This window comes from Emticicia fontis (assembly GCF_054779675.1).
The window spans coordinates 61,604-77,937 of the sequence record NZ_BAAGXU010000004.1; the positions used below are offsets into that span (position 1 = coordinate 61,604).

At 38.3% G+C, this 16,334-nt stretch carries 11 protein-coding genes; 2 read left to right on the plus strand and 9 right to left on the minus strand.

Annotation, left to right across the window (positions count from 1 at the left end; genetic code table 11):
* Positions 1-9: 9 nt before the first annotated feature.
* Positions 10-465 carry an META domain-containing protein gene (locus ACYVFA_RS02915; protein ID WP_460470294.1) on the minus strand — a complete coding sequence of 152 codons (456 nt, stop codon included), beginning with the start codon at positions 463-465 and terminating at the stop codon, positions 10-12.
* A gap of 471 nt (positions 466-936) precedes the next feature.
* Positions 937-2,136 (minus strand): L-2-hydroxyglutarate oxidase, encoded by a 1,200-nt coding sequence (gene lhgO / locus ACYVFA_RS02920; RefSeq protein WP_460470501.1) that lies wholly within the window; start codon positions 2,134-2,136, stop codon positions 937-939.
* A gap of 144 nt (positions 2,137-2,280) precedes the next feature.
* On the opposite strand from lhgO, the gene ACYVFA_RS02925 reads away from it, so the two are divergent.
* A complete protein-coding gene (locus ACYVFA_RS02925; protein WP_460470295.1) occupies positions 2,281-2,787 on the plus strand; it encodes a hypothetical protein in 507 nt (168 codons plus the stop codon).
* 78 nt (positions 2,788-2,865) lie between these two features.
* On the opposite strand, the gene ACYVFA_RS02930 is transcribed toward ACYVFA_RS02925, so the two are convergent.
* The 6 genes from ACYVFA_RS02930 to ACYVFA_RS02955 all read right to left on the minus strand — a co-directional run bounded on the left by ACYVFA_RS02930 (position 2,866) and on the right by ACYVFA_RS02955 (position 13,583).
* Entirely contained in the window at positions 2,866-4,122 is a 1,257-nt protein-coding gene (locus ACYVFA_RS02930) for a YdcF family protein (protein WP_460470296.1), read from the minus strand.
* A 61-nt stretch (positions 4,123-4,183) separates the two neighbouring features.
* Complete coding sequence (locus ACYVFA_RS02935; protein ID WP_460470297.1) at positions 4,184-5,716, minus strand: RagB/SusD family nutrient uptake outer membrane protein; 1,533 nt, start codon at positions 5,714-5,716, stop codon at positions 4,184-4,186.
* A 14-nt stretch (positions 5,717-5,730) separates the two neighbouring features.
* Positions 5,731-8,988 (minus strand): SusC/RagA family TonB-linked outer membrane protein, encoded by a 3,258-nt coding sequence (locus ACYVFA_RS02940; RefSeq protein ID WP_460470298.1) that lies wholly within the window; start codon positions 8,986-8,988, stop codon positions 5,731-5,733.
* Between the two features lie 213 nt (positions 8,989-9,201).
* Positions 9,202-11,319: a carboxy terminal-processing peptidase gene (locus ACYVFA_RS02945; RefSeq protein ID WP_460470299.1), complete on the minus strand. Its 2,118-nt coding sequence runs from the start codon at positions 11,317-11,319 to the stop codon at positions 9,202-9,204.
* A 143-nt stretch (positions 11,320-11,462) separates the two neighbouring features.
* Complete coding sequence (locus ACYVFA_RS02950) at positions 11,463-12,761, minus strand: UDP-N-acetylmuramoyl-tripeptide--D-alanyl-D-alanine ligase (RefSeq protein WP_460470300.1); 1,299 nt, start codon at positions 12,759-12,761, stop codon at positions 11,463-11,465.
* A 330-nt stretch (positions 12,762-13,091) separates the two neighbouring features.
* Positions 13,092-13,583: a hypothetical protein gene (locus tag ACYVFA_RS02955; protein WP_460470301.1), complete on the minus strand. Its 492-nt coding sequence runs from the start codon at positions 13,581-13,583 to the stop codon at positions 13,092-13,094.
* A gap of 174 nt (positions 13,584-13,757) precedes the next feature.
* On the opposite strand from ACYVFA_RS02955, the gene ACYVFA_RS02960 reads away from it, so the two are divergent.
* Positions 13,758-15,179, plus strand: coding sequence for a prenyltransferase/squalene oxidase repeat-containing protein (locus ACYVFA_RS02960; protein WP_460470302.1), 1,422 nt, complete (start codon positions 13,758-13,760; stop codon positions 15,177-15,179).
* Here the strand turns inward: ACYVFA_RS02960 and ACYVFA_RS02965 are convergent, their stop codons facing one another.
* On the minus strand, positions 15,180-16,118 hold the full coding sequence (locus ACYVFA_RS02965) for a WD40/YVTN/BNR-like repeat-containing protein (RefSeq protein WP_460470303.1): 939 nt from the start codon (positions 16,116-16,118) through the stop codon (positions 15,180-15,182).
* Between the last annotated feature and the right edge of the window lie 216 nt (positions 16,119-16,334).

Below are 16,334 nucleotides of genomic sequence, written 5' to 3' on the forward strand. Positions count from 1 at the left end.
TGAATTTACTTACTTTTTCTCAAAATACATCACTTCGCCGGCAGGCTTAGCCAAATAAAGCACCAACGTGTTTTTATCCTTAAAATCATATCTGTCTACATTTCTCAGACTCTCATAATAAGTCATTTCAAAAGCATTGGCTTCGGGAGTACCTGCTATTTTGGTTGTGCCTAATACCGGAAATTTGATTGTTTTTTTCCCTTCATCTAAGTCTGCATCAGCAAAATAAAAGTTTACCGAGCTTCTGCCATTGATGGTTACTTTATTCTGCTCTTCATTCTTAATCTCCAACGACACATCATATTTAGGCGTTACCCCATCAGTATAGCTCTTGAATTTCCATTGCCCTAACAGACTTGAAGCCCTTAAAGCATCAAACGACGCACTGGGTGCATCTATTTGTTCACTTTCGCATGAGGCCAGAAATAAACTGCTGGCCATCAATAAGATCATTACTTTTTTCATTTTACCGAATCTCTAAATTTTTATGTGAATTCCTGACAAATTAGGTATAACCGCTGTATCATAGGATAGCCTTTACTCAGTCGGTCAAGGGAATAAACAAACGAGAATGTTTTTCCCCTGACATAAACAATCGTTTTGACTGAGGCTCAGTACCCTTTTCAATGATATAGATACTTATTATTTAAAAATGGTTGGAAAGGAAATGATTTTTCTGATTGAAAAACTAAAAAGTAGATATTGCCAACAAAAATAGATGCAGAGACCACTCTACTCTAATTGAGAATTTGAAGGTATTACTTTACGGTTTTGCCACAATGTACACAAGGTTATCACAAGACTACAATATATGAAAAATCGTTACCTAAATAGAATTATGTAACATCGTGCATATCGTGTACTTTGTGGCAAAATTTTATAGGTAAGTATGAGTATAGGTAAATTCTGACGATTTGAAAAATCGTGATACATTTATCAAAACCGCTTCAAAACCAACTCACTAACCGTCTTCCCGATAGATAATGAAGAAGTCGCCGCAGGAGATGGCGCGTTACAAACGTTCACAGCGCGCTCGTTTTCGAAGATGGCAAAATCGTCGAGCAAGCCCCCATCATAATCACAAGCCTGGGCTCTTACACCTGCTCCGCCCGGAATCAGGTCGTCTTCCTGAATTTCAGGGATTAATTCTTGTAAAGCTTTGGTAAAGGCACTTTTTGAGAAAGAACGATACATTTCGCCTAAACCTGTGCGCCAGTATTTAGCTGCTACTTTCTGAAAACCTCTCCAGGTAAGGGTCTCAAACAGTTCGCCGAAATGAATATCCAGTTTCTTATATCCCTCACGACGGAAAGCTAAAACAGCATTAGGCCCAGCCTCAACTCCTCCATGAATCATACGTGTAAAATGCACACCCAAAAACGGGAAATTAGGGTCAGGCACCGGATAAATAAGGTTTTTAACCAGATATTGTTTTTCAGGTTTTATCTCAAAATACTCCCCTCTAAAAGGGGTAATTCTTAGTTTATTAGCTCTCGCATCAGTCATCTGGCCTACTTTATCAGAGTAAAGACCCGCACAGTTTACTACCAGTTTGGTTTCGTAAGCACCTTTATTGGTATTGACTATTGATGTATTGCCTTTATCAGTGATACCTTCTACTTTTTCGCCAAAAACTATTTCGCCGCCCAATTCCTGGGTTTTCTTTAGGTACTTTTCACAAACTTCGGTGTAGTCGATGATTCCGGTTTGGGGCACAAAAAATCCTTTTAGTCCGTTTACATGTGGCTCATATTCTTTCAATTGTTCTTTATTCAGCATCTTGAAACCATCCAGACCATTTTGTGCACCTCTTTCAAAAAGTCCATCAAGAATAGAGATTTGTTCAGGGCGGGTGGCTACAACCACTTTTCCACACAAGTCGTATTTAATTTCTTCTTTGTTGCAGAAATCCAATAGCATTTCGTAGCCTCTGATACAATTGATAGCTTTTAAACTACCCGGCTTATAATATAGACCCGAATGTATAACCCCGCTATTATGTCCTGTCTGGTGTTGGGCAACCTTATTTTCTTTTTCGATAATCAATAATTTCAATGCCGGATTCCCCTGTTTGATTTTCAAAGCAGTAGCCAGCCCGACAATTCCTCCACCAATAACAATTACATCGTAGGTCATATTCAAATATAGAGAGTAGTTTTTTATGCAAATATAGGGCAAAACCACCTTTTTATTTCTGAACTTGTTCAAGGTTTTATTTTTCTATTCGTTTTTCCAATAATAGGCTGTCAGAAAAGTTTAATAAATAAACCACAAATACGTATGAAATACTTATTATTTATCAGCCTTGGGTTATATACCATTAGCTGCACTCAAACCCTGGCCAAAGAGAAAATATCACGAGATACATTGACTGATAAATCAATTGTAGCAATTATTCCTTATAATCCGACTGAAGTTTGGGTATTTGAAAATGGGAAGTCCACTGAATTAACAACTATTGAGATGGACAAAATTGAAAGATTATTAGAGGCTTATATACGTGAATATAATGTCCCACAACTAAAACGATATAATCAGTGGAATGAAGCATTTCCTAAGGAGCATTATAAAAAAGAAAAATTTATTATTGATTTAAAGCGCTATAAACGACAGTATGTAGCTATTATTAATGCTAAAGGAGAAAAAGAAGTATGGATTAATTGCTTTTGTAGTAATCCCAAATACTGGGAAAAGTATATCGTAGAAGTGCTAGATGGAGGAAATTGTTATTTCAATCTTAAAATTAATCTAACGAAAGATACCTATTATGACTTAATAGTCAATTGAGATGCTTAAATATCTAACAAAAAACGCCATCCATAAAGACAGACGACGTTTTTGCTGAAGTTTAGGGTAAACAGAATTCTAAGGATCAAGCGGATCGTATGGATCCATGTGCAAACACTCAATTACCGGGTAAAACTCAATCACATGATTTGATAATTGTTTTTTACGGGTATAAGGCGTATAACCTAGTTCGCGCATATTTCGCGCATCAAAACTGTCTGCAGCAGAGTATTTAGTTTGGGATAGTGAAGTAACAAATAACGATGGCATATCCACTGGAATACCATAATGAATCATCAGACGAACCGAGTTTCTGATATTGGTCGTAGTATGTCTTGCCTGTGGCTCAGCAATAATGGCTGAAGCCGGAATATTATATTTCTCCATCAGGTATTTCTTCATTTCTACCGCCTCGCAATAAGTCGTTTTGAAAGGATAGCAATAACCACCTGTAGGGATAATGAATGGTGCCTCGCCTCTCAAATAGCTGCGGGCAGCCGCATCAGCATGCAGTTTTCCTTCATGGCCGATAGGTATTTTTAGCTCAGGGCCAGCTCCCGGAAGTACGATAGCAGCATATTTATACTTCTTAAAGTCAGTTTTCTGAATCTGGTCATAAGCTGCTTTATTGACACCTTTCTCTAAAGGTTCCAGACGTGCTGGCTCATCACGGTCATTCGCCTGCATCAATTGCATGGCTACGGCCAAAGATGGTTTATAGAAAACATCCAGGCTATTACTGCTTTCATCAAGAGATGCCATCATGTCTTTCAACATGATACGATAAGAGCGAGAAGTTACGATATAGCTCGCTGAATCAATGTGCGGGTATCTCATTTTCTTACCTAAACCAAACTGATTGATGATATAGTCCATCCCATAAAAACATTGATTCCATGCTTTGGCTAATAATACTTCATTTGATAAACCAACAAAACGTTGATAATAACCTGAAGGACGTAAATGTCCGTCAATGATTTTATCAAAAGCCTTTTTATTGGCAGCATAAACTGCGCTCAGTTCTTTAGCTAATGCAGCGGTATCTGGTTTCCAGAAGAAATCACTTAACAACGATACCGGATGGTAACAGGTATCTGCCACGTGAGCTTTTATTATCTCAACTTTCTTTTGCAAAAAGTTTTTAAAGGTTTCGTTACCTATCAATATGGTTTTAACTTCAGGCGTTTTCTCGATAACTGTAATCAGATAGAAGTTTTTATCTACTGTTAAATCACCTGAAGAAAGCGGGCGGTAATTCTTATTGTATCCCTGCCCTGCCACATTCATGATGAACAGGATAGAGAAAGAGAGCGTGTAGAATAATTTTGTTTTCATAATGGGTCGATATTAAAATTAAAGAGGGTAATGCTGAATCAGCATTACCCTCTTATTAAAATCAATAACCTGGATTTTGATACATTTTTACAGGATCCAATTTCTGCTCATCAAAAGGAATCGGGAAAAGAACATCCTTTGTTGATACGTTTTTCAAATCCGAAATACCATAATCAGCTGCATTTTTAGCCTTCATATAGTCTACAAAACCTTGAGGATTATCACCAAAGGCACGAAGCAAATCAAACAATCTATGGTTTTCAAAAGCCAGCTCAGATCTGCGCTCGTGAAGGATAGCCAATTTCAAGGTAGGGTATTTTGCATGATAAGCTGCATCAGCGTCTGACACGGCGTATTCCGGCAAGCCTGCACGTTTACGAGCCTGGTTCAGATAACCAATTGCTTCGTTCGTGTTTCCTAATCTTTCGTTTACTTCAGCCAACATTAATATGATGTCTGCATAGCGCATCAGAATAAAATCATTGCCCCCCCAACCATTGGCAGCAGCTGCATCGCTTAAGTCACGATATTTGGTAATAAACCAGGCTTTTGCACTAGCATGATCTGCATATTTCACCGAGAAATCTTTTCTGATATCACCAGTTTCATATTCATTTACTACATCAGGATTAATAAAGAATCCACGGCCGGTTGATGGTCTCTTAGAGTTGATTGTTTCACCAATCGATTGATTACGATAAGCCAGACCAGAGGCATAGTTCTGATCGCCTTGTCTATAAACAATCTGGAAAATAATTTCAGGATTCGTATTCTTTTTTGCTACATCAAATACATCAGCATACGGAATCTCCGATAATTGTCCAAAAGTTCTCATGCCATAAGCAGCTTCCAGATATTGTTTCGCTTTTGCAAAGTTTGCTGGTTTTTCAGCAGTCAGATTAGACCCCATTGTCAAATAAACCTGTCCTAATAAACCATTGATAGCTGCTTTACAAGTACGGCCTTTATTTCCTGCATCCTGAATATTCGGCAAGTCTGAATTTAATGCCGCTAATAAATCTTCTGTGATTTGTTTATAAACCAATCCTTTTTCTACTCTGAATGTACTAGCAATGATTTCGTCATACGAAGTGGCAAATTTAGTTACCATCGGTACATCTCCCCATTTGCGCACCAAGTGGAAATAGGCTAAAGCACGAAGGAAAAGCGCTTCTGATTTATAGATAGCACGGTTCTTTTCGGTAGTAAATTTAATTGCCGGATTGTCAATATTTGACAATACATAGTTAGCACGTGACACGATTGTATACAAAGCATTCCAGTGGCCTGTCATTTCAGGGTTCGTAGGTACTAAGGTAAAGTTAGTAAACTGGAATGGTGTACCTGCATTCGATTGGTTATCTGTACGACCTGCGTTATCCGAGCGTTCTTCGCTATACAAATCGCTACCTTCTCCAATAGCACTATTGCTACGGATGGCATTATATACACCTGCTACTGCTTTCTGAACATCTATTTCTGAAGAGAAATATTTATCGCTGGTAATCGCATTCGGGTTCTCTATCTGCAGATAATCTTCGCACGATGAAGATATCAATGCAATAAATATGAATAGTAAACTAATTTTTTTCATGATCTAAGCTTGTTTTAGAATTGTACTTTTAATCCGGCGTTGAATGATCTCATCAACGGATATTTACCATAATCAACACCCGGAGTCAAGTTTGATCCGTTGTTATAATCTACCTCAGGGTTATAGCCTCTGTATTTCTGGAATGTGAACACGTTATCAGATGAAACGTAGATACGTACATTTGAAATCGTATTTTTTGTCAACTCAGCCATGTTCCAGTTGTAACCTAGTGTGATATTGGTGATTCTTAAGAATGAACCATCATTCAGATAGAATGTCGACAAACGTGTACTATTACTTTGAGTACCACCACGTGCCGCACGATATATTTCGCCATTACCAGGGTTTTCAGGCGTACGGAAACGTTGATCTACAATCGCATATTGGTTACCCGAACCTTCCATGTTCAGGTTATAATAGTTTTGGCCATCCAATACCATATTGCCTTGTGTACCGTTAGCAGAGATAGAAAGGTCAAATTTCTTATAACGTCCTGAAACGTTGAATGCATAAATGAAATCTGGATAAGGATTCCCAATGATAGTTTTATCAAGATCATTCACAATACCATCTTTGTTTGTATCTTCAAACAACAAGTCACCCGGTTGAATTTTAGTACTTTGTGAAGCAGAGCGGGCAGGAATATTATCGTTTACATCAGGGCTGTTGTTGATAGCATTTGCCTCTTCCTGATTTTTCACCATACCTATTACTTTAAATCCATAGAACATACCAACTGGTTGGCCTTCCATTGTGATATGGGTATCATAACCACGTTCAGCACCACGGGTAAGGATAGTAGAAGCACCACCCAGGTCAAGTACTTTGTTACGGTTTATTGAGATATTTCCACTGGCACGTAATTCAAAATCTTTAGATGATAAGATAATTCCATCCAATTGTAAATCGAAACCACGGTTGTTGATTTTTGAATCAGGCAAGTTGGTCAACATAGTTGTAGAACCCGATACCGCCGTAATTGATTTTGAGAACAAAAGGTTATAAGTATAACTATCGTAATAGTTAGCAATTACTTGTAAACGGTTGTTGAACAAGCCTAAATCTAAACCAATGTTTGTTTGTGAAGTTGATTCCCAACCTAATTTATCATCACGGAAGGCGCCCGGATACATCGCTGTCTGTACAGTATTTCCAATCACAGTACCTGATTTACCTACTACCTGTTGGAAGTTGTAAGCACCAATACCATTATTTCCACTTATACCCCAGCTGGCACGGAATTTCAATGAAGATTTTTCGCCTAGCATATTTTTATAGAACGCTTCGTCAGAAATTGTCCATCCACCAGAGATAGATGGGAAATAAGCCCAACGGTTTTTAGGACCAAATAATGAGGAACCATCTCCACGGAAAGAAGCTGTAATATGGTAACGATTCAAATAATTTGCATTGAAACGTCCGAAACCAGAAGCCATTGCATATTGGGTAATACCAGTACTGCCACCTCTTGTAAAGTTTGCAGGATCAGAACCACCACCAGTGATATAAGGTACTTTATCATCCGTAAATCCATTCGCTGTTACGTTGATTACATCAGTAATATGCGATTGAGACGAAGCACCTAACACACCACTAAGGTTAAAATCTTTCAGTCTTTTATTGTAGTTCAAAGTAAATTCAGTCAGATAATCTCTTTCATCTGTACGGGTATTTTGCGCATTAGCTGCGGTAATTGCCTGTGGAGAGAAAGGAGGGTTCACACCTGAAGTGATACTTGTCGGACGATAGTATTCCCAGTTATTGGTATAATTATAGGTTCCAAAAGACAATTTAGCTGTCAATGCATCCATGATTTTATACTGTCCGTACACGTTATACGTAGATCTCGTTGTTTTACGGGCATTTTTTACCATTTGCGTATATGCCATTGGGTTCTCGATGTCACTCTGGAAAGCATAGTCGCTCGACTGAGATGACATTTCGTATTGTGCCAAGGTACCATCAGCGTTATATGGTTTCAGGAATGGCAGGTAAATCAAAGCTGCCATCGTTGGGCTTTGGTGGAAACGACCTTCAGTTACCTCATTGCTTTTGGTATCTGTATATGCCATATTAGCACCAATAGTTATTCTTTTAGAAATATCCAGATCAATGTTCGAACGCAAGTTGTATTTTACCATATCAGTATTACGCATAATACCATCCTGATTCTGATAACCTCCTGAAACGGCATAACGAACGCCTGTACGTCCACCAGCAATCGATAGATTGTGTCTGTGGTTTCCTGCATTACGGTATAACTCATCCTGCCAATCAGTATCGTATTCAGGTTTTTTGATTGTACCCGAAGCAAAATCATACATATAATCAGGAATTCTGATAGTATTCGCGTTTACGTTGTTTGTACGTGTGGTACGAACAGTGTTGTTGTCTTTTACGTATTCGTCAGACCAAACTTTACCTTGCGAAATCATCAAATCTTTGTACGTCTTATTGTGTGCATCTACGAATAAGTCAAAGAATTGTGCGGCATTTAATACCTTTACTTTACGAGCCAATTGGTTGATACCAAACTGATAATCGTAAGTTACCATTGTTTTTCCTTCTTTTCCTCTTTTGGTTGTAATCAAAACCACACCACCCGAAGCTCTTGAACCGTAGATAGCGGCCGAAGCAGCATCTTTCAATATTTCAACCGACTCGATATCTTCCATATTCAGGAATAAATCTCCGTTAGCTGGATATCCATCAATTACATATAATGGATCTGAGCTCGCATTGATTGAGCTGGTACCACGCACACGGATTTTTGTAGTACCGTAAGGAGCACCACTTACCTGCGAAATCTGAACCCCGGCTACTTTACCTACTAAAGCCTGACCAACTGTTGGAGTAGTAAGGTTTAGCTCACTTGCTTTTACACTGGCAATGGCGCCAGTAATGTCGCTCTTACGCATCGTTTGGTAACCTACTACTACAACTTCCTGCAATGAACGTGCATCCGCTTCTAATGCCACGTTTACATCTGAACTCACAGGTACTTCTGCTACTTTGAAACCTATAAATGAAATGACAAGTGTAGTTGCATTTGCAGGAACGTTTATTGTAAACTCCCCTTTTGCATCAGTCAGTGTTGCTGCCGATGTTCCTTTTGCTTGTACCGAAGCTCCCGGCAACGGTTGTCCTGTTTCTGCCTCCGTAACTTTACCTTTGACCTGACGACCTTGCGCGGCCGCAGGTAACGTATAGCATGCAAAAATTACGAAGCATGCCAACGTTTTGAGAATTGTTTTGAATACTTGTTTTTTCATTGTTAGATGATTTAAAATAAACCGCAAAACAAGCAAGCTACTATTAACACGAAATGACCTCTATGTAATCTAATTGTTATGAAAATGGCCAAAAAAGGGCAAAATAGTAGTAAAATCAGAGATAGTATGAATAAAAAAAGAGGCCGCTTTTTGGGCGGCCTCTTGTGCTATTTTTATTGTTATGGAGTACTCTGTTTATTATGCTGGAACAGCTTAATTTTTAACAGCCATTCCTTTTTGCTGAATCATGTCGTCCATTACATTGATTGACTCGTTCAGGTAGACATCTTTTTTAAGGTATTTTACCCAGAAATCGTTGCGGTCTTTTTTCAATGTATCCGAATTAATGACAGTTAAATCTACCGGAAGATTCTCAACCGATAAATCATCTTTCAGTTTCGTTAAGTCACGCACTTTGCTCGAAACGTCTTTGATTTCTTTTAACTGTACTTTGTATTTGGCCAATTCTAACGAACGTGAAGTTTTACGATTATCAGCCAGAATATTGGTATTGTCTTCAATGGCTTTAAATACATTATTAGCGGCCAGACGGTCTTTGCTTTTTTGTTGTAACAAGGTTACATCCGGAGCCGCTTGCCATGTCTGATAGCTTGCTTTCGGCATCTCGTCCCAAACCAATGCGGTTGGAGAATCTTTCTCGCGCATTTTGTAGGCTTCATATAAACCTGTCAATACAATGTCTGATTCTACGCCTTTCAATTGCGTAGCACCACCATTCACACGGTAATATTTTTGCAAAGTTAAATGCACTGCCCCTAAATCGCCTGCGCCACTGCCATTGCCCTGACCACCTACCGGGAACGCTCTTTGTACAGTGCCTTTACCAAAAGTAGACGACGAACCAATGACGATACCACGTTTATAATCCTGAATAGCCGAAGCGAAAATTTCAGAAGCCGAAGCACTACGCTCGTTTACTAATACTGCCAACGGGCCATCATATAAAACAGATGGGTCATTATCTCCCATTTGCGATGGGCGACCAGCACGGTCACGGATTTGAACTACCGGACCAGTTTTGATAAATAAACCTACCATATTTACTACTTCCTGCAAGCTTCCGCCACCATTATCACGAATATCCAGAATGATGCCGTCTACGCCTTCTGCTTTCAGTTTTTCTACTTCTTTCGCTACATCTTTCGAGCAACGCGCTGCTTGTGGGCGATTAAAGTCTGCATAGAAAGCCGGTAGATCAATCAAACCGATTTTATTTTTACCTGATTTGATAACAACGCTTCTGGCAAAGGTTTCGTCAAGTTTCAACTCTGCACGGATAATCGGCACTACTTTATGTGTACCATCAGGTTTCTGAATAGTCAATCTCACTTCTGAACCCTCTGCTCCACGAATCACTTTCACGGCATCATCTGTTGTAAAACCTGTAATATCCTCCGGCTCACCAGCACCCTGCGCTACTTTCAGAATAATATCATTGGCTTGAATCTCTCCCGATTTCCAGGCTGGGCCTCCGGCACTTACACTTCTGATTTTAATTTTATCATCTTCCTGCATCAACAAAGCACCGATTCCAAAGAAACGACCACTTAGTTTCTCATCAAAAGCACGTTTTTCTACTGGTGGGAAGAAATCAGTATGCGGATCCATCTGGTTGGTAATGGTATTCACCAATACGGCAAACCTTTCGTTTTCGTCAAATTTGTTTTTAAGACGATCAAAATACTTATCCATGGCCTTTTTCACTTTCGCACGAGATTCTTTCTCTAAGGTTTCATTGTTTTTGGCAACAAAATCTTTTTTATCTTTATTCTTCTCCTGTTGGTCGAGCAAGTCGTTGTATCCTTGTAATACCTGCCATTTCAGGTATTTTCTCCAACGGTCTTTTCTTTCGTTTTCGTTCGAGGCAAAATCTACTTTATCCCAGTCCAACTCAATGTTTTCGTCTTTATCAAACGTAAACGGTTTTTCGATGAGTTGTTTGTAAATATCTTCTGCTTCTACAATACGAACTTTATAAATCTCATCCAGTGCTTTGAAGAAATCTAAAGACGCGCCATGAACCTCATCGTCAATCTGGGTATCGTATTTACGAAGTTTGCTAATATCTTTTTCTAATAACACCCTTTTGCTCGGGTCTACACGTTTCAGATACTCAGTAAATATTTCTTTAGAGAATTGGTCGTCAATTTTTTTCGGACTATAGTGCCCTTGTTCAAGCATGGCACCTACCGTGCGTAGGATAGTTTCGTTTTTGGTTGGTGGATCATCGTTTAATGACTTGGCTGAAATAAACACAGACGCAACGATACCACCCAGAAGAGCTAATGACAAAATATGCGGCTTTCTCATAGATTAAATCTCCTTCGGTTAAGTTATACTTTCAATTAAATTTTCCTGACTCAAAAATCAATCCAATTTATAACGAAAATTTAACAAATAAATTTCCTTTGATTGGTGAAAAATGATAAAAGGACATTTTTATGTATAAACGCCTACTGGAAACATTGCAGGGTACTCTCAAGCCCCATACCGCGAGAGCCTTTAATCAGGACAAAAGAGTTTTGTATCTGCTTGTCTAATAACCAGTTATGTAACGAAAATTTATCAGGAAAATAATAGGCTTTCGGAAGCGGTTCAAGGGCTGATGCCATCAGTTTTCCGGCTAAAACTACCAGAGCAAAATCGCCTTTAGCTACTAATTCACCGATGGCTTTATGCTCGGCCGGAGCTTCATCTCCCAGCTCCAGCATATCACCCAGAATCACTATTTTTTCCTTGTCTGTTTTCAGGTTAATAAAGTTCTGTATCGCTGCCGACATTGATGATGGGTTAGCATTATATGCATCCAATAAAATACTATTAGTTCCCTTCTGAATTATCTGCGAACGGTTATTATCAGGGTTATATGCACTGACTGCTTCTGAGGCATCTTTAAGACTCACGCCAAAGAAATTACCGATAGCGATGGCGGCCGCGATATTCTCAAAATTATACCAACCGGGTAGATTGGTAGTATAAGTATGTGGGTCAAGATGTGGCTCCTGCGTAGAGAAAATAACCACAGGAGAATCTTTGACTAATACAATTTTATTGTCTTTCAGGTATTCAATAGTTTGATTGAATTTTCTGGTATTTGCCATAGAAACCAGCGTTTCATTCTTCGCATTCAGAAAAACAGTTCCGCCTGATTTCTCTAAAAAATCATATAATTCGCCCTTGCCTTTTTTTACACCTTCTACCCCACCAAAGCCCTCTAAATGCGCTTTACCCACATTGGTAATAAAGCCATGTGTAGGCTCGCAAATTGTACATAAATCTCTGATTTCGCCCTGGTGATTAGCTCCCATTTCTACGACTGCTACCTCGTAACTATCATCCAATCCTAAGAGTGTAAGTGGTACTCCTATATGGTTATTCAGATTTCCCTTGGTATAATACGTCTTATACTTTTTTGATAAAACTGCCGCTACTAATTCTTTAGAAGTAGTCTTCCCATTAGAGCCAGTCAAGCCAATAAATGGAATACTGAATTGCTGACGATGATAATTGGCCAACTTCTGCAAAGTATACAATACATCATTTACTAATATACAAGCCGGATCAGTAGCATATTTTGCTTCGTCAATCACCACATATTTTGCCCCTTTTTCGAGTGCTTCTTTGGCAAACTCATTAGCGTTGAATTTATCGCCTTTGAGTGCAAAAAACATCACTCCCTCATCAATCTTACGTGTATCTGTCGAAACACCTGTACAGGTCTTAAACTTCTCGTATATTTCAGCTATTGACATTACTTTCTATCTTGTATAATTTCAGAATATATTTTGCTGTAAATTTAGAAACTGTTTGAGTTAAATTTTATGAATCAAAATGAATTATTTTTTGTAAAGACAAGACAATAAAAACGGAGTTTAGCAGAGCTAAATGAGGATTTTAATAGCGCAGGATTTACGGAAAATAATCATTTTGAGCATAACAAGATTAACTCAAACAGTTTCTTACTAGTAAACTTGAAAATTGCGTTCAAAGGTTTATCCTTTTATTAAATTCACATACCCTAAAAAACAAAAAGCCCCCGAAAACTCGGAGGCACTTATGTCTATTAACAAAAAACACGATTGCTATTTATTGCTCACTATTCCCTTAGGGTCAACAACTTTATCAAATACTTTAGAGCCATTGGATAGTAAGATGTGGAGCTCCTGCGTATCATAAACCGCTCCGAATTTCTCTTTTAGATTTATCTCAAGTAAGTGATCCATTTCTGCTGCACATTCTACTCCTGTACCTTTTTCTAAAGTAACGACAAGAAAAACTGTTAGCGGATATGATTTCCGCATAATTCCATCCCACACTACTTTATAATTGCTTTTGTCGCAACCCCCACTCACCCATATCTTTAAAATGTCATTTTCACGTTTGATGTCTTTTATTTCAAAATGGCGCGGAGCACTGCTGGTACGTGCGCTCAATAATCTGTTATACTCTGCTTCATTTACCTGGAAAGCCACTCCATTGGGAATTGGCTCAGTACCTTTCGATTTACAAGCAGCCATGACTATTATTAATAACAGGCAGGCAAGTAACAGGATTTTTTGTCTGGTGTTTTTCATAATTATATGTGTAAATAATAGTTAAATGTATATTTTAATGAAGGATACTTTTTTAGGTGAAGTAGTTGGAACTATGTATCACGATTTTTTAAATCATCGCCAGAGATGATGCGATCTGAATAATAAAATTCTGCCGAATTTTAACGATTTGAAAAATCGTTATACAATTTTAAAATGCCTATTTTTGTCTTTCGTTTCCTAGCTGCCCACATTAATATGTATTATAAAGTACTCTTTCTCCTGTTCTTCATTCATTTCCATTCGTTTTCCCAGCGTATTCCGGCCGATTCAATTCAGGCAGATATTAAAGCGAGTCTACAATACCTGAGTGCCAAACAATGCACACAAACCATTGAGGGAAAACAATACGCAGGTGAATGGGAAGCGCATATGCGCATGGAAGGTTTTATCTTGCTGCTAGGCCATAAAAGCAATTATCGGGATTCCAACTGTTTTACAATGGCAGGCATTCATAATATTCTGGCTGAAATGTATCTGGCAGATACTTCTCAGAAAATGATTCTGCCGATGTTACAAAAAGTATTTCCTGAAGTTTTGAGTTATTCTACCGGAATAAGATTCAATTTCTGGAAACAGCTTCCCCCTAACCGTGATTTACTATTAGGAGCTGAGCCAAATCCTGCGCCATTGGTCAGACGACCAACTACTTTTAAACTGGAAAAGAGATTTATTAATAAAGCAGCCAACGTAGAAAACGATGCCGACGATACCTCTATGGGAAATTTGGCAATCTGGTATCATAAAAAAATATTCGGTGTAGATTCTCTGAAAACCGTTAAACCTAATTTATTCGACAGCTATCTTGATAAAGACCGCAAGAACAGGCATTGGTACAATTATCTCTATCACGGCTTCAAAAAATCAGGCGCTTATCTGACATGGTTGGGCGATGAAGAAGAATTTGATAACTGGAATATCACTAAAGCAGTCTGGCATAATCTGGTTTTTTATCTTCCTTACAGCGTTTGTTTTCCGCATGCCTATCAACCTTATATTCCCTGGGGAACGAATGATGTGGACGTAGTAGTGAATGCCAATGTACTTACTTACCTTGCCAAAAGCGGATTGACACAAAAAAGTAAAGGCAGTGAGGCTGCGCACCAATTAATTGAAAAACACGCCAAACGAGGCAGATGGGCACGTATGGGTATTTATTATCCGAATCGCTTTCATTTTCATTATGCTGTCAGTAGAGCTTTTGCTGCCGGAGATACGGCTTTAGCAAAAACAGGTCAATATCTCTTAGATAACCTGACTAAAACTCAACAAGCAGACGGAAGTTATAAAAGCGATAAAAAAGTAAATAACCACGATCGGATACAATCTACGGTTTATGCCGCATTGAGTTTATTATATCTGAAAGAAGCAGGTATGAATGTGCCCTCAACTTTAATTGATAAATCAATGGCTTATTTACGTTCACAAAGAAATTCTGAGAATCAGGAAACTTACTGGCAAGGAGGTGTATTTTTTTCAGGAGGAACAGTGGTGAGGAAAACCCTTTTCTTTACTTCCGATGCGTATACTACGGCTTTAGTAGCATTGGCATTTCAGAAATATAGGCAATTGATGTGATTACATATTATTCATCACCAACTTCGTTTTGTCGGTTATTTTAATCATTAATACCGTGCGGGCGCTACCAATGGCAATGGCAGTATTATCAGAGGTAAAAACGGTTTCGTAGATATTAAAAGCCTTATTCAATTTTACACCATGCACCTGATAATTACCTGACTTATCATCAAGCACTATTTGTCCGTTTCCAGCTGAATAAATATCGTATTTATTACCTTCTACTCGTCCCCAGATAAGCCCGGATGTTGGCAATATCTTTTTCTCGTAATTGCTATAAATTCTTCCTGTCTTACCCATCCAACCACCTGTTACTACATAGTTGTCGGCATCCAGAAACTGGATTTCATGGAAGATACTATTACCAATCTTGTTTTTACGCTGCCACTTCTCCCCTTTCAATTCGTATAAATGGGTTTTATTCGGGGTATACATCAAAGCATATACCTTTTTATTAAAAGGATTGTATTTGACACACCAAACCATCTTGAAAGGATTCGAATAGATTTTCCTCCAGGTAATTCCACCATCAACCGATTTCAGAATAAAACCATTCGGAACTGTCTTTTTTGAATGTGCAATGGCTGAGCGCCCTCCACAAATATAAATTTCCGATTCACTCACCACTACCATATTGTAGAAACAGGCATTTTCATAGCCTTTTACTTTGATAGTCTCCCAGTTTTTTGTCAAGAGGTTATGTTTGTAGATAATCCCTTTATCACCACAGGCAATAATCGTTTGCTCGTCAAACTTATCGAGTTTATAAATATCCAGTTGCTGACTTGGGTAAGATATATTAGAAAGGTTTCCTTCTGCATCTATAGATTTCAGCGTACCATATTTACCTCCAATCCAGAATTTATCTTCTACAGGGATAATATCGTAGTAAGAAGAATCAGCATAGGTGATTCCCTGTTGAAGAACTTTAATAGACACATCTTGTGCTTTAGTATGTAAGCATAAGAATAGCATTAAAAAGCCTAACGCTATTTGAGCGGCAAATTTCAAAAAAGGTAGAAGTCTGTTATATAGGGTATATTTAGTGTTTAGTTACAAAAATAGGTATATACCGCGACTCTTCAAAGTGCAGAATTAATTTTCATGGCCGTATTTATTATAAGGCAGGAATATTATTAAAATAAAGCTATTTTT